Source organism: Methanobrevibacter filiformis, assembly GCF_001639265.1.
GTDB lineage: Archaea > Methanobacteriota > Methanobacteria > Methanobacteriales > Methanobacteriaceae > Methanacia > Methanacia filiformis.
The window spans coordinates 1-21730 of record NZ_LWMT01000170.1 but is presented as its reverse complement, the minus strand read 5'-3'; the positions used below and the strand labels follow the sequence as shown (position 1 = coordinate 21730).

The 21730-nt window shown below is 26.9% G+C and carries 14 protein-coding genes; 8 read left to right on the top strand and 6 right to left on the bottom strand.

Features of this window, described 5'->3' with window-relative positions; all coding sequences use genetic code 11:
- Nucleotides 1-394: 394 nt before the first annotated feature.
- The 3 genes from MBFIL_RS04735 to MBFIL_RS10535 form a co-directional block, all read right to left on the bottom strand.
- Entirely contained in the window at nt 395-1351 is a 957-nt protein-coding gene (locus MBFIL_RS04735; protein WP_066971953.1) for a CPBP family intramembrane glutamic endopeptidase, read from the bottom strand.
- A gap of 307 nt (nt 1352-1658) precedes the next feature.
- Complete coding sequence (locus MBFIL_RS04730; protein ID WP_211261715.1) at nt 1659-3080, bottom strand: putative glycoside hydrolase; 1422 nt, start codon at nt 3078-3080, stop codon at nt 1659-1661.
- Nucleotides 3081-3185: 105 nt separating this feature from the next.
- Nucleotides 3186-3413 (bottom strand): hypothetical protein, encoded by a 228-nt coding sequence (locus MBFIL_RS10535; protein ID WP_066971950.1) that lies wholly within the window; start codon nt 3411-3413, stop codon nt 3186-3188.
- A 327-nt stretch (nt 3414-3740) separates the two neighbouring features.
- Between MBFIL_RS10535 and leuS the strand changes: the two genes are divergently transcribed.
- From leuS to MBFIL_RS04705, 4 genes are all read left to right on the top strand, one after another.
- Entirely contained in the window at nt 3741-6665 is a 2925-nt protein-coding gene (gene leuS / locus MBFIL_RS04720) for a leucine--tRNA ligase (protein ID WP_066971949.1), read from the top strand.
- 506 nt (nt 6666-7171) lie between these two features.
- Nucleotides 7172-7522: a nucleotidyltransferase domain-containing protein gene (locus tag MBFIL_RS04715; protein ID WP_084266303.1), complete on the top strand. Its 351-nt coding sequence runs from the start codon at nt 7172-7174 to the stop codon at nt 7520-7522.
- 439 nt (nt 7523-7961) lie between these two features.
- Complete coding sequence (locus MBFIL_RS04710; protein ID WP_066971948.1) at nt 7962-8390, top strand: HI0074 family nucleotidyltransferase substrate-binding subunit; 429 nt, start codon at nt 7962-7964, stop codon at nt 8388-8390.
- Between the two features lie 21 nt (nt 8391-8411).
- Nucleotides 8412-8717, top strand: a complete 306-nt coding sequence (locus MBFIL_RS04705; RefSeq protein WP_066971947.1) for a nucleotidyltransferase family protein — start codon at nt 8412-8414, stop codon at nt 8715-8717.
- A gap of 140 nt (nt 8718-8857) precedes the next feature.
- On the opposite strand, the gene MBFIL_RS04700 is transcribed toward MBFIL_RS04705, so the two are convergent.
- Both MBFIL_RS04700 and hisG read right to left on the bottom strand, forming a co-directional pair.
- Entirely contained in the window at nt 8858-9640 is a 783-nt protein-coding gene (locus tag MBFIL_RS04700) for a fumarylacetoacetate hydrolase family protein (protein ID WP_066971943.1), read from the bottom strand.
- A gap of 70 nt (nt 9641-9710) precedes the next feature.
- Nucleotides 9711-10571, bottom strand: a complete 861-nt coding sequence (gene hisG / locus MBFIL_RS04695; RefSeq protein WP_066971939.1) for an ATP phosphoribosyltransferase — start codon at nt 10569-10571, stop codon at nt 9711-9713.
- 506 nt (nt 10572-11077) lie between these two features.
- Between hisG and MBFIL_RS04690 the strand changes: the two genes are divergently transcribed.
- The 3 genes from MBFIL_RS04690 to MBFIL_RS11245 all read left to right on the top strand — a co-directional run bounded on the left by MBFIL_RS04690 (nt 11078) and on the right by MBFIL_RS11245 (nt 13198).
- Nucleotides 11078-11509, top strand: coding sequence for a MarR family winged helix-turn-helix transcriptional regulator (locus tag MBFIL_RS04690; protein WP_066971938.1), 432 nt, complete (start codon nt 11078-11080; stop codon nt 11507-11509).
- Nucleotides 11510-11813: 304 nt separating this feature from the next.
- Complete coding sequence (locus MBFIL_RS04685; RefSeq protein WP_066971934.1) at nt 11814-13049, top strand: MFS transporter; 1236 nt, start codon at nt 11814-11816, stop codon at nt 13047-13049.
- An 8-nt stretch (nt 13050-13057) separates the two neighbouring features.
- The gene (locus tag MBFIL_RS11245; protein WP_369324006.1) at nt 13058-13198 is read left to right on the top strand and encodes a CBS domain-containing protein; all 141 of its coding nucleotides are present in this window, start codon (nt 13058-13060) and stop codon (nt 13196-13198) included.
- Between the two features lie 414 nt (nt 13199-13612).
- Here MBFIL_RS11245 and MBFIL_RS04680 read toward each other — a convergent pair whose 3' ends face one another.
- On the bottom strand, nt 13613-15835 hold the full coding sequence (locus MBFIL_RS04680) for a DUF11 domain-containing protein (RefSeq protein ID WP_084266302.1): 2223 nt from the start codon (nt 15833-15835) through the stop codon (nt 13613-13615).
- 3191 nt (nt 15836-19026) lie between these two features.
- Here MBFIL_RS04680 and MBFIL_RS04675 point away from each other — a divergent pair.
- On the top strand, nt 19027-21730 hold a 2704-nt coding region (locus MBFIL_RS04675), incomplete at its 3' end, for a DUF11 domain-containing protein (protein WP_157078672.1).

Here is a 21730-nt window from a genome sequence, read left to right as displayed (position 1 = left end):
GACACACAAGACTAACAATATCAAGAATAAAAAACATGCTAAAAGAAAAATAAGAATATAAACAAAAAACATCACAACATTACACACTACATATCTAACATGAAAAATCCTTAACTTAACAGCTGTGATTTTTAACCATATTTTTCATGAGAATTAAAAATGTTTATAAGTCACATTTTTTGAGCAATGTGATGTAGTTTAATTTTTTATAAAAATGATTTAAGATAAAATGATAAAAAGAGAAAAGATATATCAATAAAATAACACCTTATCTGAATAAAGATATTATTAAGGTTTTACCCCGAATTAGACGTTGTGGTAAATCCACTTTTAAAATTGAATATTTGAAAGTTAAAAGTTAGATAAAAGATTTATCTTTTATCATTTTGCAAAATCAGTGTCCCAAATATTTTAATATTTCTTCTTTTTTATATAATACTAGAATTATTAAGAATATTAAATATACTCCCACTGTAAATATTAAAGAAGTGGTCTGATCAACTGCTGTAGTTGTTTTCACTAAAGTACTAAAATTTCCTACACTTCCCTCTGATGAGGATATGAGAATTGCAAAGAAATTATTTCCAAGATGAATTCCAACAGCACTTTCAATACCTTTATCGGTTATGGTGTATATACAAAGAATAATTCCTACAACAAAAGTGGTTAAAACATTTGAAGCCATAAATATTGGGTCTAACCCACCATTCACTATATGTCCTAGTGAAAAAAACAAAGAACTTATAAGAATAACGATTAATGGTTTTTTAATTATTAAACTAAGACCTTGATTAAGATATCCTCTGAAAAACAACTCTTCAAAAGTCACTTGAATAGGAATAGCTATTATAAACAATAATAGTATTAAATAGATATTTCCAAAGTTAGTATTTAAACTAAAAATAGTAGGATCCATCAAATAGTCGATAAAAAGCAAAATACTTGAGAAAGCAACCCAAATAACAAATCCTTTTAATATATTCATCCATCTTATTCTTTTAATCCATTTAACTGATTTTAAAGCATCTATTTTATCTGAAATATTAATAATAGACATTAATTTCCGTTTATGTATATACTTAACTAATATTGTAAATAATGCTATCATAATTCCTGATTGAATAAATGTAGAAAATAAAAAGAGAGATATATCGTTTTCAAGCAAATTCACTACATCAGGTAAAGCTTCAATATTTAAGTTTCCAGTTGATATTAGATATATAGCTAGAATAATTCCCATAATGATTCCAGCTATAAAGCTACCAATACCCCATGTAACTATGATAGTGATTAAATATCTCCACCATTCATTCTTTCCTTCTTTGGCATTTATTAAAAATTTATTATACATTATTACACCATTTATTTAAATAATATTAATTTAACACTGATTTCGAAAAAATAAAAAATTTTTTCAAAATCCTTTTTGAAGCCATAAAAACTGATTTAGGTACTTATGGGAGATTTTGCAAAATTTTCTAATAAAAACATTTTTCATGCTTAAATTGATTATTTTTTGAAATAGCCTTTGTTTAAACTTTTAAAAGTTTGAAATATTGTTTCAATTCATTAATATGCTGAAATGATTAATATAAAATATTAATATGCAATGTACTTTTGTATTACAGCTTTTGAAATATTTCTTATCAAAAAATAAATTAATAAGCTTTTAAAAGATTAGTGATTTTCCACAGCTTATATCTAAAGAGTACTAAACCATCAGCTCCTCCATCAATAGCTGCTTTAGAATTTGCTATCATTTGTTTTGGAGGTAATGGTTTTACATTTTTCCCGTAAACTTCTAATCCTGTCCAAACTTGAGCTCCACTTGAGTGTTTAACATACCATTGAGTGGTTTCTGTAACCCATTTATTATTATTGACAAATGCTGTTTTATAGACCATTGGCATTAGAACATCTAAATATTTACCTAACTCCTCAGTATTTTGACCATATAATCTAATACTACGATTAATTTCTGGCATTAAAGCTGCAGATAGTATTATCTTTTTGTTGTATGTTTTAGCTACCTTATTTGCTTTTTTAACAAAGAGAGTCACTGCTTTATCACCACGAACTCCATTAGAGTAATTGTATTGATAGGCTGCACGGTGTTTTGAAGCTATTCCTGAATATCTAACATAATCGAAATGAATTCCATCAATTACTTTAGTTTTAGAATATATTTTCACTCTTTTAAGTAATTTATTGAAGTATTCATAATTATATGATTTGGTTTTAGGATTTATAGGATTTATCCATTTATTCCCAACTTTAAAAGTACAGAACCATATATGAACTTTAATTCCATATTTATGAGCTCTTTTTGTAAATGCAATCACTTTTTTTAAACCATATTTACTAACTGCATTTTCAAGTAATAATATGTTTCCAACACCAGCCTTTTTAAGCTTTTTAAGATTTACTGAATTCATATAGTCTGACCATAACCAAACTGCATTTCTTTTTATGTAGGGATTAGTATATTTATTTAATTTACTTGTTTTTTTAACATTTAAATGGATATGGGAAGGTAATTTCTTAGAATGTTTATGGTATGTTAGTATTTTTGAAAACTCATAAACATAAGTTTGATATTGAACTTTTTTGCTGTTCTTTGCACTTGTTACATAATTAGGAGTTTTATTATTTCTACCTACATATGTAATAACTTTTGAAGCATGTGTATAATAACCATTTGAATTAATTTTTTGGTTTATATTATCTCCAGAAGGTAAATTAGGGTACCTAATATTCTTTTTAACAATAATTGATGAATTATCACCATCTTTTTTATATTTAATTGTTTTAGCCATTAGATATGTAAATTCAGGCACTGTTAATTTATAAGAACCAGTTTTTACAGTTTTAGGCAGCTTTTTGTTTTTTTTAATATATTTATTAAGAGTTACAGAACTAGAAACTATATCTTTTTGAGAAATACTCTTTTCGTTATCAATACTTTTTTCATTATCAATATTCTCATTATCAACACTATTCTTATCAATAGCACTATTATTGTCAGCTGCAAAACTAGAATTACAACTTAATGCAATAATTAATAGAAAAGCTAATATCATAAATAATATATTAAATCTTTTAATTAATTTAAATTTCATAATCAAATACTTCCAGGATTAGGTCTAAATATAAATCATGTATAGTGAACATAGAACTAATTATTATTAATAACAATAAATTTTAGTACTACTTTTAATATTCTTTTTAATATTATTTTTAAAGTTATTATTTTTAGTACTACTTTTAATATTCTTTTTAATATTATTTTTAAAGTTATTATTTTTAGTACTACTTTTAATATTCTTTTTAATATTATTTTTAAAGTTATTATTTTTACTACTACTTTTAATATTATTTTTACTTTTAGTACTACTTTTAATATTACTTTTCATTTTAAAATTATCATTTAATATTTAAATTTTAAATATCTTTATATAAATTAATAATTAAAAATATGGTATTATAGTAAATAAAATTATAGTAAATATAAATAAATGAAGTTTTAGTAACTGAAGTTTTAGCTTAATTATATTAATTTATTTATAGATTTAGTTATAGATTCATTGATTAACTATTATTTAGCTGTAGTTTATATTCAACTTAGCATTGGTGTTTAGATTATAGTTCATATTCATTTTATAATTTAATTTACAATTCATTTCATTATATAACTTATTTTACTCTTGGAATTATTTTTTAATTAGTTTACAGGTGATTTAATGACAAAAGAAATAGAAAAGAAATGGCAAAAAAGATGGGATGATGCAAAGCTATTTCAGTCAGATCCAAATGAAAAAGAAAAATTATTCATAACAGTAGCATATCCATACCCAAGCGGGGCAATGCATATTGGACATGGACGAACTTATACTGTCCCAGATGTTTATGCAAGATATAAGCGAATGCAGGGATATAATGTGTTATTTCCAATGGGTTGGCATGTAACAGGAGCTCCAGTTATTGGAATAGCTAGTAGAATAAGAGATAAAGACCCATGGACACTGGAATTATATGAAAAGGTTCATAAAGTACCTAAAGAAGAACTTCCAAAACTCATTGACCCTGAATATATTGTAAAATATTTCAGCACTGAATATCATAACGTTATGAGTGATATGGGATACTCTATTGATTGGAGAAGGGAATTTAGAACAACAGATCCAAGTTATAAGAAATTTGTAGAGTGGCAATTGAAACAATTAAAGGCACAGGATTTAGTGAAAAAAGGGAATCATCCAGTTAAGTATTGTCCAGGATGTGGAAACCCTATTGGGGATCACGACCTACTTGAAGGTGAAGGAGCTACAATAAACGAATTAACACTTTTAAAATTTGAAATTGATGGAAAATATTTAGTTCCAGCTACATTTAGACCTGAAACAATTTATGGGGCAACGAATCTTTGGATGAACCCAGATGTATCTTATATTGAAGTAGAAAAGGGTGGAGATATAAAAGAAAAGGAGGGTATGAAAGAAGATAAGAATATAGAAAAAGAGGGAGATATGGAAGGAGATAGAGAGATATGGATAATAAGTGAAAAATCTTATAATAATCTTTCTAATCAATTTAAGGATCTTAAAAAGCTAGGAAATATTAATCCCAAAGAATTAATTGGTAGATTTGTTAAAAATCCTGTAACTAATACTCTTCATCCAATATTACCTGCAAGCTTTGTTGATCCTGAATATGGAAGTGGTGAAGTTTTTTCAGTACCTGCCCATGCTCCAGCAGATTATATTGCACTTCAAGATCTTAAAAATAACTTAAAACTCTTAGAAGAGTACAATTTAGGTAAGATTGTATCTAAAATTGAAGCATTAAATGTTGTAACACTTAAAAGATATAGTGAAATTCCTGCAAAAGATGTTATAGAAAAATTACAAGTTAAAAGCCAAGAAGACCCTAAATTAGAAGAAGCAACCAATGAATTATATAAAGTAGAGCATTCAAAAGGAATTATAAGTGAACATATTCCAGATTGTGCTGGGGAAAGAGTAGTTGATGCACGAGAATCTATTAAAGAAAAAATGATTGGAGATGATCTTGCTGAGGTGATGTATGACTTCTCAGCACATCCAGTTATTTGTAGATGTGGAACTCATGGTGTAGTTAAAATAATGGACAATCAATGGTTTTTAAAATATTCTGATGAAGATTGGAAGGTAAAAACAAGGGAATGTTTAGCTCAAGAAAATATTATTCCTCCAGAGATTAGATCTAATTTTGATTATTATATTGGCTGGTTAGAAGATTGGGCATGTTCAAGAAGGATAGGGCTTGGAACAAAACTTCCTTGGGATTCACAATGGTTAATAGAACCATTAACTGACTCTACAATATATATGGCTTATTATACAATAGCTAAATACATAAAAACAATGGATCCAGATATTTTAGATGATGAATTCTTTAATAAAGTATTTTTAAGTGAGATTAACGAAAATGATAGTCTTTCAGATGAAGTTAAACAGATTAAAGAGGAATTTGATTATTGGTATCCATTAGATTGGAGATTATCTGCAAAGGATCTTGTTGGAAATCACCTTAGCTTTCATATGTTCCATCATGCAACAATATTCCCAAAAAATAAATGGCCACAAGGTATGGTTGTATTTGGAATGGGACTTCTTGAAGGAAATAAAATGTCTTCCTCAAAAGGTAATGTTATTCTTTTATCTCAAGCTATTGAAGATTACGGTGCAGATGTTGTTAGATTATTCTTAATGTCATCAGCAGAACCATGGCAAGACTTTGATTGGAGAGAAAAAGAAGTTATAGGAACAAAAAGACGACTTGAATGGTTTAGTGAATTTGCAGATAAAATAAAAGAAATCAAAGGAGCTAACATAAATATTAATAACATTGAAGAAGTTCCATTAGAACGTGAAATTGATAAATGGATGATAAGTCAGCTTAACTTAAGAATAAAAGATGCAACAATAGCTCTTGAATCATTTCAAACAAGAAAAGCACTTCAAGATTCATTTTTCCTACTTAAAAAGGACATTGACCATTATATGTATAGAACAAAACACTTAATCGAAACTAAAGATTCAGCTGTTATTTATGCATTATCAACAGTTTTAAAAACATGGATTAAAATTCTTGCTCCATTTACACCCCACACATGCGAAGAGCTTTGGAATACTCATGGAGGAGAAGGATTTGTAATAGAAGAACAATGGCCAATTTTCAATGAAGACTTAATTGATGTGAAAATAGAAAAATCAGAAGAAATCATTCAAAACATTGTAAAGGACATAAAACACATTAATGACTTAACTAAAAAGGATGCAGAAAAAGTCCATGTTTATACTGCACCAGAATGGAAATGGAAAGTCTATGAACTAGCTGATGAAATTGGAAAACCAGATATTGGTCAAATAATTGGAAAATCAATTAAAACAAATTTAAATGATAATAAAAAAGAATTATCTGAATTTGCAAAGAAAATAACTCGTGAAATGACAAAAACAAAATATGTTGGAAAAGTAGATGAAATAGCTATTTTAAACAATGCAATTGAATTTATAAGTGAAGAAAGTGGTGCTGAAATCATAATTCATGAGGATAATAGCTATGATCCTAAAAACAAATCAAAACATGCGATTCCTTACAAACCTGCATTATATATAGAGTAATTGTTTATTTTAACCTTACTCTATTGATAGGATCATTTTGAATAAATTCTTACGTTGCTCTTTCTATTTTATCATATATAATCAAAGAGGGGGTTCGTAAGTATATAAGTCGTTAAAAATCTATTTAATTATATTTTCATGATATTTAGAATTTTTGCTATTTTTTAGATTTTTTAAAATTTGATAGATAATTTTATTAATATGAAACAAACATTTCAAACTTTTAAAAAAAGTTTGAACAAAAGCTATTTCCAAAAATAAACCATTTTAAGTATAAGGAATGCTTTTATTAATATGAAACAAACTTTTAAAAAAAGTTTGATCAAAAGCTATTTCCATAAATAAACCATTTTAAGTATAAGGAATGCTTTTATTAATATGAAACAAACTTTTAAAAAAGTTTGAACAAAAGCTATTTCCAAAAATAAACCATTTTAAGTATAAGGAATGCTTTTATTAATATAAAAATTTATAAATATATTATTAAACAATCATTGGGAAATTATATGATCCATAAAACTCAACTTTCAAAATCAAAAAATTCTAACAAAAGGAAACAAATAGCTATTGATTTTGCTAATTCATTAAATAATCCTGAAATAGAGAAAATAATTTTATTCGGGTCTGTTGCTCGTGGTGAAGATAATAAAGATTCAGATATAGATATTCTTATTGTGACTTTTAATGTTGATGATGATTTAATGATTGAAGATGAAATTTATGGAAAAACATTTGACATACTTCTTGAAACAGGAGAATACTTATCTGTAAAAATGATTGATAGCGAACACTATAAACGACATATAAATTTTTCTTTTTATAAAAATATTGAAAAAGATGGTGTTTTAATTGGATGAATAGCTCTAAATATATTTCAGTGAACTGTGGCTTTTTCCTGGGTTTGATAGGTAATGTTTTCCGTAAGTGTGAAAGTGTATTGGGTCTATTCTGTAGTTGTCTATTTCTAATTGTCTGTTTGGATTACAATTGTCCATTATCTTTAGGATTTACTTGTTAATATTTTCCTATATTTTTCGTATTTTGCAATTGTCTAATATTTTTCACAAAAAATTTCTCTAACTATAATAGGATATTTAATTAAAATATAAGTTATACATAATTTTTATTTACAAGATATAACATAACATTATTATTGAATTGTAATTAAAAATATACTGTAGAAAACAACTTTTAAAATCGAAAATGAAAAACAGTTAATGTGCTTTAAGGGACATGATTACAAAAGAATTTAAGAAAACTGGTTTTAAATTTTTAAAATGACTAAAGGGTGATTAAATGGAAGAAAAATTAGATATTACTCATTTAAAAAAAGCATATGATGCATATTCCAATGCTTTGAGTTTATCATCAAAGGCAGAATCAAACCCCTCAGAACAATTTTATATAAAAGAAACTATCCGCACTTCACTTATACACCATTTTGAAACACTTTATGAACTTTCATGGAAGGCGATAAAACGATTTGTAGAATTAGATGAAGGGCATGAAGATAATTTAACAAGAAGGGGTCTATTCAGACAAGCAGGGGAAAAAGGACTTATAGATGATTTTCATAAGTGGATGGAATTTCATAAGTCAAGAAATCTAACATCACATACTTACAATGAAAAAACTGCAGAGAAAGTATATGTCACTGCAAAAGAATTTGATAAATATGCTGAAAAGCTTATTTTAACTTTAGAAAAACAAATTAAAGAACTATGATTTCGTAATTTGGAGAAAATAATGATTCAAGTATCACCTGATGAAATGGAAATAATTATAAACATAATCCAAAAACATGCCAAAAATTGTAAAGTTTTAATATTTGGATCTCGCTTAAAAGGAAATAATAAAAAATTTTCTGATTTGGACTTAGCTTTCATTTGTAATGAGGGATTAGGATTAAAAAGGAGAATAAATCTCGATATCAAATTTGAAGAATCTGATTTACCGTACAAAGTGGATGTTGTAGATTACAATGAAGCATCGAAAGAATTTAAAAAAATAATCGATGAAAAAAATAAGAAGATATGGGATAATTCGGGATAATTCTTAATTTCACTGAATATTTGGTTGATTCAGTGATATTTTAGTTATATGAAACAAACTTTTAAAAAAAGTTTGAACAAAAGCTATTTCCAAAAATAAATTATTTTAAGTATGAATTATGTTTTATTAATATTAATTAGTTAGACTATCTGATTTTTTAAAACACCAAGATCTTCAATAGCTATTTCCACAGTATCTCCTTTTTGCATTTGTCCTACACCTGATGGAGTTCCTGTAGCTATTATATCTCCGGGTTTTAGAGTCATTATTGATGATATGTATTCAACAAGAATATGCGGTGAGAAAATCATATTTCGAGTATTGGATTCTTGTTTTATTTCACCATTAAGTTTTGTTGTTATCTTTTGGTTTTTTTCATCTAATTCTGTGTCTATAAATGGTCCAATAGGACAGAAAGTATCGAAACTTTTAGATCTTGTCCATTGTTCGTCTTTTCTTTGTAAATCTCTTGCTGTAACATCGTTTAATATTGTATAACCTGATATAAATTCCTGAATTTCACCATATTCAATATTTTTTCCTTCTTTACCTATTATAATAGCTAATTCTCCTTCATAATCAACTTCATTTGAAAGTTTTGGGTATTTAATCAAGTCAGTGTGACCTATAACTGAACTTGGTGGCTTTAAAAATAATTTAGGTTCCTCTGGTATATCCATATCTAACTCTTTACAATGGTCTGTGTAATTTAGCCCAACACAAATGATTTTAGATGTTTTGACTGGAGGTAAAAAATTAATATCTTCAACTGAATGGCTTGTTCTAAGTTGATTTCTAAGATATTTCCAATTTTCCCATGAATCTAGTACTTTTTCAATAGGATCTTTAAGTTCAATTACTTTCTTACCATCATAATATCCTGATTTAATTTTATGATCTTTAATAAACCTTAAAAACTTCATATTATCTTTTCCAATTATATATTATCTATTTTTTTAAATTTTATCCTTTTGCGAAATCAGTGTCTTAAACTTAAATTATTCTTTCTATTGGAATAACTAGAATGTCTCTTGCTCCAGCATCCTTTAATTTGCTTGTAAGTTCAAATACTTCCTCTTCATTAACTACTCCTTGAACTGCTACGGTATCCTTAACAGAAATGACTTGTGAGATAGTTGGACCTGTTAAACCAGGCATTAATCTTTCTACTGCTTTTAAGTAGTCAGTGGGAACATTCATCATAAGTAATTTTTTACCTTCTGCATCAATTACTCCATCAAAACTGGTTTTTATAGTGTTAATAAGACTTTTTTTATTTTTATATCTATTTTTATTAGCTATTAATTTCACAGAGCTGTTTAAAATATTATCAATGACTTTAAGATGGTTCATTTTTAGTGTTGTTCCTGTACTTGTTAAATCAGATATTAGGTCAGCTACTCCAATAAAAGGAGCTATTTCAGTTGATCCACTTAGCTCAACAATCTTTGCCTCAATACCAAGTGAGATTAAATAGCTATTTGTTAAGTTGGGAAATTCTGTAGCAACAGTTACGCCTGATTTGATGTCTGTGGTTGAATTAACATCAGATGTCTCAGGTGCTGCTAAAACAAGGGATGTTTGACCAAATTTTAAGTCTGTTAAAATTTCAACATCACTTTCTGATTCCTTAACAAGATCTAAACCAGTTATTCCAAGATCTACAACACCATCCTCAACATAACTTGCAATATCTGCTGCTCGAGCAAACATAACATCAATGTCATTATGGTGTGTTTTTGAGAATAATCGTCTGTTTCCAGATTCTTCAAGTCCTAAACCTGCTTTTTCAAGTATATTAATTATTGGAGTACTTATTCTCCCTTTTGAAGGTATTGCTATTTTTATTTTCATAAAAATCCTCTATAAATATAATAGCTATTTTAATTAAATATTTTTATTAATGATATTAATATATGTAATTTTAGTCTAATATAGTTTCATAGAATTTCAATTAAAATTTTACAAAGATATAAAACAAAAGTTTCACATGTTAAAAATACATATTTAATAATCACTTCCTGTAATGTCCTATAACTCATCTGCCTAATGGTGGCGAAGTTCTTAAATGATCAATGCGGATTTAAGGTGTGGATTTTACTAATTTTTTCTTTTAATAGTTTATATTGGTATATAGTAATTTTATCTATTTTTGGTATTGATAAATAAATGTCTAATTATGTCTATATAAATTAATTTTCTAAATACATAAGTTTATATGTTAATTTAATAAATAATATATGATATATCAATTATTGATATGTCAAATAATTAATTTTAAATATTTTTATATATAATTGCTCATTTTTAATGTATAATATCTAGCTATCTTTTAATTAATCTTTAAATGAGATCTTATCATGAATTCCAAAATCCAAGATGAATCATCAATTATTTGGTTGGTTCCTAAACTTCATCTTTTAATGAAAAAAGAGATGCAAAGCAAGCTTAAAGAACATGATATCCTATGGGAACAATGGTTCACTTTAAATAGAATATATAGAAGTGAAGGACATAATCAAAAAGAACTTGCTGAAATTTCTCTTAGAGATAATGCAGCTATTACACGTACTTTAAATGTTCTTGAGAAAAAGGGGATTGTTAGAAGAGAGAAATCTTCAATTGATAAAAGAGAATTTTTAATATATTTAACTGATAAAGGGCGCATACTACATGAAGAAACTGAATTAATTTATCTTAAGCATATTAAAAAAATCAATCATATTTTAAATGAAAGAGAATTAAGAGAATTAAAACGTTTACTTAATAAATTAATCTTAAATTTAGCTTGATTAAAAATAAAAATCATTTAAAATTACTTTAAATTTAATTTAACTTACTTAAATAGCTATTAAAATATTTATAATTTACTATAATTTGAATTAGAAAAATAATTTTTATTCTTAATATTTTTTATTATAACTTATTAATTATAAGAATATTTTAATTATAATAATATTTTCTTATACTTAATTTGATTATAACTTATTAATTATAATAATATTTTCTTATATTTAATTTGATTATAAATTAATTATAACAATATCTTTTCATATATTCACAATTCACTAAATTAATTACACATGGAGTAAAATTATGGGATCAAGTTTTAAAAGTAATTTCAATCAAACAAAAGCTGTATGGGCAGTGTTCTTTGCAGCTATAATTGCATTCATGGGTTTAGGATTGGTTGATCCAATTTTACCTGTGATTTCTCAACAACTTGGAGCAAGTCAAACTGAAGTAGCTTTACTATTCACAGGTTACAGTGCTGTAATGGCAATAGCTATGCTTGTAACAGGTGCAATTTCTACAAGATTAGGTATTAAAAAGACTTTAATTTTAGGTGTAGCAATAATAGCTGTTTTCTCAACATTATCAGGCTTCTCTGATAATGTATGGACAATAATATTACTTAGATGTGCTTGGGGATTCGGAAATGCTCTTTTTGTAGCGGTTGCTTTAAATGCCATTGTTTCATTTTCGAATAATCAAACTCACACTACAATTATTTTATATGAAACAGCTGTTGGTTTAGGATTTTCGATCGGACCTCTTGCAGGTGGATTATTAGGTAATATGTCCTGGAAATTCCCATTTTTCGGTGTTGGAATTTTAATGGTCCTAGGACTCATTCTCTTAGCTATTTTAATTCCAGGCTCTAAGAAAACTAATGAAAACAATAATAGTAATAATAAAGAAGAGGAAGGAGGTAAATCATTACTTGATCCTTTCCGTGCGATGAAACACAAACATATAAGTGTATTGTCAATATTCGCATTCCTTTATAATTTCGGTTTTTTTACCTTATTCGCATATTCTCCTTTTGTTTTAGGTTTAGATGCCCAAGGAATAGGTTTTGTATTTTTAGGATGGGGGATTCTGTTAGCTATTTCATCAATTTTCATGGCTCCAAAAATCAGAGATAGATTTGGAACATTTAACTCTATTTATTATGTTTTATCATTGTTTGTGGTTCTTCTATTTATAATGGGAATATTCACATCAGTACAATGGATTATGATAATAGCTATTATCACATCTGGTATTTTAATAGGGAACAATAATACTTTACTTACAACAGCTATATTACATGCTTCAGATGTTGATAAATCAACCACTTCAGCAGCATATAATTTTGTAAGATTCATAGGATCAGCTATTGCACCATTACTTGCAGCTTTCTTAGGAGAACACTTTTTCCCAAGCATCCCTTTTTTAGTAGGTGGAATATTTGTATTAACTGCAATAATCTTCTTATTTGTAAATAGAAAGTATTTACCTAATGTTGATGTAGTTGAAAGTAAGTTTGTAGAAACGTCTTTAAAGTAAAAGATTTTATTGTTCGTGATGTTTTCACTGTCAAAACTGAAACACAAATCATTGATGTACTAAAAACATTTAGAGTTAATAGAATTACTGGACTTCCAGTAATAAACTTGAATTCAAAGGTTAGGATGAGACATCAAAGATTTCTCTAACCTTCATCACAGAACAAAAGTACACTGATTTCGCAAAATAGAAAATTTTGCAAAATCTCCCATAAGTACCTAAATCAGTTTTTATGGCTTCAAAAGGATTTTGAAAAAATTTTTTATTTTGCGAAATCAGTGTTAAATTTTTATTTGAAAAATAGCTATTAATTTTATTTAAAATGGTAGGTAATTACATAATTGCAATAATTTAAAGATTATTTAGCTATTTTTCAAATAAACAGCTGTTATTAATTGATAAATGAGTTGTAATTTATTATTTTCATGATATTTCTTTCTCTATTAATTTATTCATTGATTTTAATAGTTTAGTGGGAAAAATAAAAAATAGGGAATTGAAATTCCCTTTAATTATAGGTCTATTTTAGTTTTAACAGTTTAGTAGTAGCAAAAATATCGTGTTTATACATAAACTGGTTTATATCCTATAATGTTCCCACAGTCATCATAAATAGGCACACTGACTACATAAACTGGTTTATATCCTATAAGGTTTCCACAGTCATCATAAACAGGTTCGTAGTGATCAGGTGGTATTGCTCCTGGTGGGGTTGTTCCGCTACCTATTTTAACAGTTGCTGAAGCAATGTTGTTGTAATAGTTGGTTTCATTTTCATTTGCACTTACATTAACAATGTTAGTCCAGGTTGTTGTACCTTGTTCTAAAATTGCAATATATCTTATTGTTAGGGTTACGGATTCTCCTGCTTTTAAGTCTCCTATAGTCCATACATGAGTAAGAACATCATAGCTTCCTTTGGTAGAGGAAGGTTGAGCCTTGTATGCAATTACACCTGCTGTCGGTGCTGTTTCGCTTACTTTTACTCCAGTTGCATCTCCAGGACCATTGTTTGTTACAGTTATTGTATATGCTACTTGCTCGTAATATTTTATACTTGTAACATTACCTGTTTTAGTTATTGCAAGGTCTACAGTTTCATTTTTAACTGATGTACTATTATTTCCAACAACAATTGTTGCTGTAGCGTTGTTGTTGGTGTAGTTGGTTTCGTTTTCGTTTCCGCTTGTGTTTACTTTGTTGGTCCATGTTCCTGTGGTTTTTGCTGTTACGGTTAGTATTAGTGTTGCGGTTTGTCCGACGTTTAGGTTTCCGATGGTCCATAGTCCAGCTGTTGAGGAGTATGTTCCAGTACTTAGGGAGTAGCTATAGTATGTTACTCCAGTTGGTAGTGTTTCGGTTACTTTTACTCCGGTTGCGTTTGCGGGACCGTTGTTTTTCACAGTTATTGTGTAATTCACGGTTTTTCCGATTTCTACAGTTGAAGCGTTAACTGTTTTGGTTATTGCAAGATCTATGCTATTGTTTTTGATGGTGATGTTTGCTGTAGCGTTGTTGTTGGTGTAGTTGGTTTCGTTTTCTTTTCCGCTTACGTTTACTTTGTTGGTCCATGTTCCTGTGGTTTTTGCTGTTACGGTTAGTATTAGTGTTGCGGTTTGTCCGACGTTTAGGTTTCCGATGGTCCATAGTCCAGTTGTTGAGGAGTATGTTCCAGTGCTTAGGGAGTAGCTATAGTATGTTACTCCGGTTGGTAGTGTTTCGGTTACTTTTACTCCGGTTGCGTTTGTGGGGCCGTTGTTTTTCACAGTTATTGTGTAGGCTATGCGGTTTCCAATATTTGCAGTTGAAGTGTTAGTAGTTTTGGTTATTATAAGGTCTACAAGGTTTTCTTTGATAGTAATGTTTACACTATCATTGTTGTTGGTGTAGTTGGTTTCGTTTTCTTTTCCGCTTACGTTTACTTTGTTGGTCCATGTTCCTGTGGTTTTTGCTGTTACGGTTAGTATTAGTGTTGCGGTTTGTCCGACGTTTAGGTTTCCGATGTCCCAGACGTTATATGGGGATGTGTATGTTCCAGTAGTTTTGGAGTAGCTAGTGAGTGTGACTCCAGTTGGTAATGTTTCGGTTACTTTAACTTGTGTAGCGGCTTGTGGACCGTTGTTTTTCACAGTTATTGTGTACTTTACACTGTTTCCAATATTCACGGTTGAAACATTAGTAGTTTTAGTTATTACAAGATCTGTTTCAGGTATAAGTGTTAAGTTTTCTAATGTAATATTATAAGGGATATAATTATATATTAACATTGCTTGGGCTGTTGTTGGAGAGGTATTTTTGCCAGGTTTCGCCATACGGAAAGTAAATTCATTGTATGTCACAGTCCAAGTTGTTGAATTGTATTTAGATCCATTGATATATTTTATAGTTGAGTTAATTGAAGAGGGAATAATTTTCTTTGTGGAGTTTATTTTAAAGTTATCGGGGTATGTTTTATTTTTTATACTCTTATTTCCACTAATTTTCCACACTTCTTTTTGAAAAGCCTCTTTTTTAGTAAGATTATTAGCTATTTCATCATTATAATTTGCAGCGATGTACTCAATAACTCCGTCTTTTGTATTAATTTTCGCTGTTGTTTCTAAGGAGTCACCAGTTTTAACAGCTGCTTCTTCTTCTACACACATATAGTCATAGTCACGGTTATTAGTCACATCTGTAACAGTATGATTATTGTTTATCTGTACTTCATCAGCAAACACTGTCGATGGAAGCATCAGTGCGAATAAAACCGTAATTATGGCTACTATTAGATATTTATTTTTCATATTATCATTTCGTCATGTTAATTAATATTATAAAATTTAATATTATAAATTAAATATTTAGGAATATTTAGGAATTTTTTTATTTTGATCAATAATTTATAAACAATATCTTTTGGTTTAAATCGTTATTTAAATCGGTTTTAAACCTATATTTGTCTGAATATTTCTATATTTCAACTTAATTCTATTTTTTAGTTCTTAAACATTTACCTTAAATATGTATATTTCAAATAGATTGTTGAAATTCATTTATTTTTTTTTATTTATAGTACATTACTCAAAAGTGTGATTTTTAATCATTTTTTAATTTTCATGAAAAATATGATAAAAATACTTTAAATTGAATTTAAAGGTTTTTTAGATGATATTTTGGAACATTTAAATTCACTACATATGTTACAAAGTTTTGTAATATATTATAACTGCTTGTTGTGGTTGAAATTTATATAATTTTTTTTATTTAACTACTAAATGTGTTGAAATTCATATAATTTTTTTTATTTAACTACTAAATGTGTTGAAATTCATATAATTTTTCATTGTACTTATATATTTGTCTAAAAAGATTAGTTAAATGCTATAAATAGCTATAAATAGCTATGCTGTCTATTTAAAACGTATTATTTATTGTATGTAATATTTTTTTTATTGGATACAATTAATTGGATACAATATATCATTGTTATTTATAATGAATAGACTATGGACTTTAATTAGAAAAGTTCATATTGGCTCAATATAGGGTTATTAGTGCCTATATAGAGAGATATTAGAAAATGGATAGTTATTTGTTCTTGTGTGGATTATTTGTTTATTTTGAATTGTTATTTGTTAATATTCCTGATTGTAATAATTATGATATTAATAATTCATTTATATAAATAAATGAACTAATTGATATTTAGTTAATTAATATCATAGCTATTTTTCTAAATTAATCATTTTATATGGCTCATTAACTTTGAAATTGACTAAATTAATTGCTCTATTGCTTAAAAGCAGTATTAAAAATTTATTTCATAGTATGAGATATAACAAATTAATTTTCACTTTTACCAATTCCTAAACATTATACATCAAGTTCGTAAATAAACATATTTAAACCTTTCTATTGATTACAAACTAATTACTGAGTTTTAAATTAATATTATACGAACTAAATATAGTTTATATTAATATTACTAGTTACAATGAATTAATTAGTTTATATGTTATTATAATTTATATATTACTATAAGTCCAATATTCATTATTGACAATTTTAATCAATAGTTGCAAATACAAAGATTTTTAAGTGAAAATTGAAATAACTGGAAATGGAAAAAATACAAACAAAACTAAACTTAATAATGGAAGTACATAACTTAAAACATATATATTTTCATTGAAATTAAGAATAAAAAGGAAAAATGGAAAAAATTCGGTTCTGTCAAAAAATAATGTGCTAACTTCTAAAGTAAGATTTCTGAAAATTGAACATTATCTATTATTAATTCACTAAAATTAAACAATATATTATTTTTAATAGATATCAACGAATTGATCGTTATTAAATTTATGTGATTATTATAACTCATCATGTAGTATTGTATTAATAAAATATATTTATAAAATAAAACTATTAGTGTTTTTTAACATTTTTTAATTTGGTCTAATATATTTTTTTTAGAGATGTTGATTCAGAGATAATATTCATTATTTTCTTTTAAACTTAAATTATTATTAATATAAGTTTTAGTTATTTATTACACTCTTAAAATATAAAATAAGTTCAATATTACTTTATTACATATTTATGTACTGATCTAGCTATTTTTAGTAACACTTTTTTTATACAATAGATTATAATAACACTTTTTTATTTTTATTTCGTTCCAATTTATTTTAAATATCATTATTATTCAATATAAACCAAATTACTAGTGTTATTTAATTAGTTAATGATATTTATTATTGTAATATCTTTTAATGGATGTTATAATTTTTTAATAGCTATTTATAATTCGTTCATTGAATTATTCATAAAATTAATCCTAGTAGCTCCTAGTTTTAGATTTTGTATAGTTTATTATGATAATAATGTACTAGTTTTTTAAGTAATTATTCATATTTATAAAAACATTTTTTATTAGAAATAAATCTAGTATTTCATGAATATAACTTATAAACAGCAAGATTTAACAATATGCAATATTTTAAATCAATCAAAATCTACTTGACAATTACTAAGATCTTTATATCTGATTTATAAATTATTTCAAATATCTATTTTAAAGAAACATTTATATACTATTTATGTGCATACACCTACTTATCAAATTGAAGGGGTTAATTGACTAAAATTTGAAAACATCTGAAATATACAATTATTGGATAATCCTTTTTAAACCACTACTAACCATCCTATGAATTGACTAACTTTTATCATTACATTTTAATATAAAAGATAATCCCACTTTTATTTGAATTGCTAAACAATAATACAGAGATTATTTAGTTTTAATTAGAATATAATACAGATATTGCTTTTTTTGAAGATAATACAGAGATTATAAATTATTAATTTACTTTAATAATACAGAGATTATTTATTTTGAATAAAAATATATCATCTAAATCATTGCTTATTATAAATATTTATTAGAATAACAATGACATTTAATCACTTTTAAATCATTTTATCAATCTTTTAAGTTTTATAATCTTTTTAAGTTGTTATAATCTGATAAATAGGGATTACATTAAATAATATATAGATTTTTGTAAATGTCGTTATTATTTTGTTCTATCTTGATATTACTTTTGTTTCACACTTAATTTAAGTGATACTTTGCTTAACATTTAGTAACACTTGTTATGCCTGTTAGAAATAGTGTAAAATAAACAGTTTAAATACATGAAACAAACTTTTAAAAAAAGTTTGAACAAAAGCTATTTCAAAAAATAAGCAATTTAAATTAAGAAATGCTTTTACTAACATTAAAATATCAGAGAATGAAGGATAAATATTATTATAAATTCATTTAATGGTTAAAATAAATGGTTAAATTAAATTAAAAAAATAATCTATTAATTGAGCTGTTTTAAAGATTTTATTAAATTTAAAAGCATCCAATCAGGGATTATAGTGGAGATTTCTATAGAAAATTATACAGATTTTTTGGAAATCTATGTCATGAGGAGGATTATATATGACAGAGAAATTAAAAAAATTTATAAACAATAAATTTTTTGGCATTGTATTAAATGTCATGATTATTTCTCTATTGGTCTCAATAACTTGTGTAGCTATTTCAGGTGTTAGTGCTTCAGACATTCATGTAGCAACTAATGGGACTGATTCTGCATCAGGGGACATTTCAGCACCTAAAGCAACAATAAACAATGCTTTAAACGCGTCAACCAATGGAGATACTATTAAGCTCCGTAATGGAGTATATACGGGACTAAACAATAACACAAACCTATCTATTACAAAAAATCTTACTATTGCTGGAGAATCAAAAGGCAATGTAATAATTGATGCTCAAGGGCAAAGTAATCATTTTAGCATAGGTTCTGGTGCTAATGTAACTTTTATAAATATAACTTTTATAAATGGTTTAAGTCAAAATGGTGGATCTATTTACAGTAATGGTAATAGTCTTAATATTGTAAATTCCACTTTTGCGAATAATAGTGCTAATGAAGGTAGTGCTATTTACAATGCTGGAGAAAATCTTCAGGTAAGTAACTCTAACTTTATTAATAATGGAAATTCAGCTATTTACACAATCAACAATGATAGTGTTATATATAATAATAGCTTTGATAATAATAATGCTGTCTTAGCTATTGGATTTAACAATTCAATAATAGACTTAAATGACTTTTCGTCAGAAAATAACTTAAGTAATAATGGTATTGTTTTAATTGTAGATGGTAATGGAAATATAATAGAAAATGCTACCTTCAATGGAAATAATAACACTTATGGTATAATTGTTAATGGAGATAATAATAACTTTACTGATATTAATCTACATAATTTTGAAACTGCTGTATTATTCAATACAAGTAGTAAAAATAATATATTTAATCGTAGTGAAGTTTTATATAATAATATAGGAATTGTTATTTTAGGAAATAATAATACTATTATATCTTCAATTATATTGAACAATAATGCTTCAGGTATTAATATCTCAGGTAATAATAATATTCTTCAGTACAACCATATCTATAATAGTACTGTTGGAATGATTAACTCTGGAAACAATACCAATGCTAACTTTAATTGGTGGGGTAAAAATGATATTGCAAGTAAATATACTAACACTGGGAACAATCTAGATTTAACCTACTGGTATACGTTACAATTATCATTTAACAACACATTAAATGTAACAGCAAACACAAGAGAGCAATATCCATTTAACACAACTGGTAATATATTTGCTTATTTTGTGTTAAATAACTTAACAGCTAGCGATTCTACTTTGTTACCTTATATCAGAATAGATTTATACAGATATAATAGTACAGCAAGAGGGAATGACTATTTCCTTGGAGAAGACGAGTCTAAAAACTATCCTGTTAACATAACTGAAGGTAATGTTCGTGAATATGTACGAGCTACTATTGATGATGAAGATATCAGCTTATCACTAGAAGCTAACATATCTGATGGAGTATATGTTAATGTGCTTAAAGTTGCAAATATTTCATCAGATAGACGTTATTCCAATGTAACATTTACAATAACTGTAAACAATAGTGGTTCTACTGTAGCAAACAATGTTTCTGTAACTGATATGATTCCTCAAGGTCTTGATTACTTAGACTCTATACCTTCAACAGAAAGTGTAACATATTATATAAGTAACAATACTCTTATTTGGGATATTGGATCATTAAACCCTAATGAGACTCAAACTCTTAACCTTACATTCATGTTAAATTCTAGTACTGGTGCAAATCTTAATAATCGTGTAACTGTGTCTACAGATGAACCTAACCTTGGATTTAATTATTCACGAGCTTATGTAACACAGCTTCCAGAACTAATTATCAATATTATTAAAGTTTCAAATGATACTAATGTACATGTAGGAGACTATATAACATACACAATAACATTAGAAAACAGAGGTGAAATGTCACAACTATCTGTAAATGTACAAGATATATTAGATCCTAGATTAAAATACATAAACTCAACATCAAACTCAACATCAAGCAATATAACCATAAACAACGACACTGTACTATGGCATTTAGATGGTTTAGGTGTTAATGAAACCGTAAGCTTAAACATAACTGTACAAGTCATGGGAACTGGTATAATCACAAACACAGCAGAGGTATCAGGGAAGTACAATCCGAACTTTGGAGTTAACATATCATCAGTAAATATAACAGTAAGTGATGAAGTTAATGTAAGTATAATCAAAGTAGCAAATGTAACCAATGCAAGTGTAGGTGACACAGTAAATTACACACTTACAGTAACCAATAATGGTTTGACTAATGCTTCTGGTGTTTTTGTTATTGATAATTTAGAAAACACTAATAAATTACAATATGTAAGTGATGATCCAAGTAAAGGAACATATAACCGTACTAGTGGTATATGGACAATAGGTAACCTAACAACAGGTGAAACTGTAACCTTAAACCTAACTGTTCTTGTTACTGGCACAGGAAATATCACAAACATTGCGAACGTAACAACTAAAGAAAATAATACTGGTGATCCGGATGATAATGAAACTGTCACTGTAAACGATACTGTTAATGTGAGTATTGTTAAGGTTGCGAATGTTACTGTTGCGAGTGTTGGTGATAATGTTTTGTACACTATTACTGTGACTAATAATGGTTTGACTAATGCTACTGGTGTTTTTGTTATTGAGA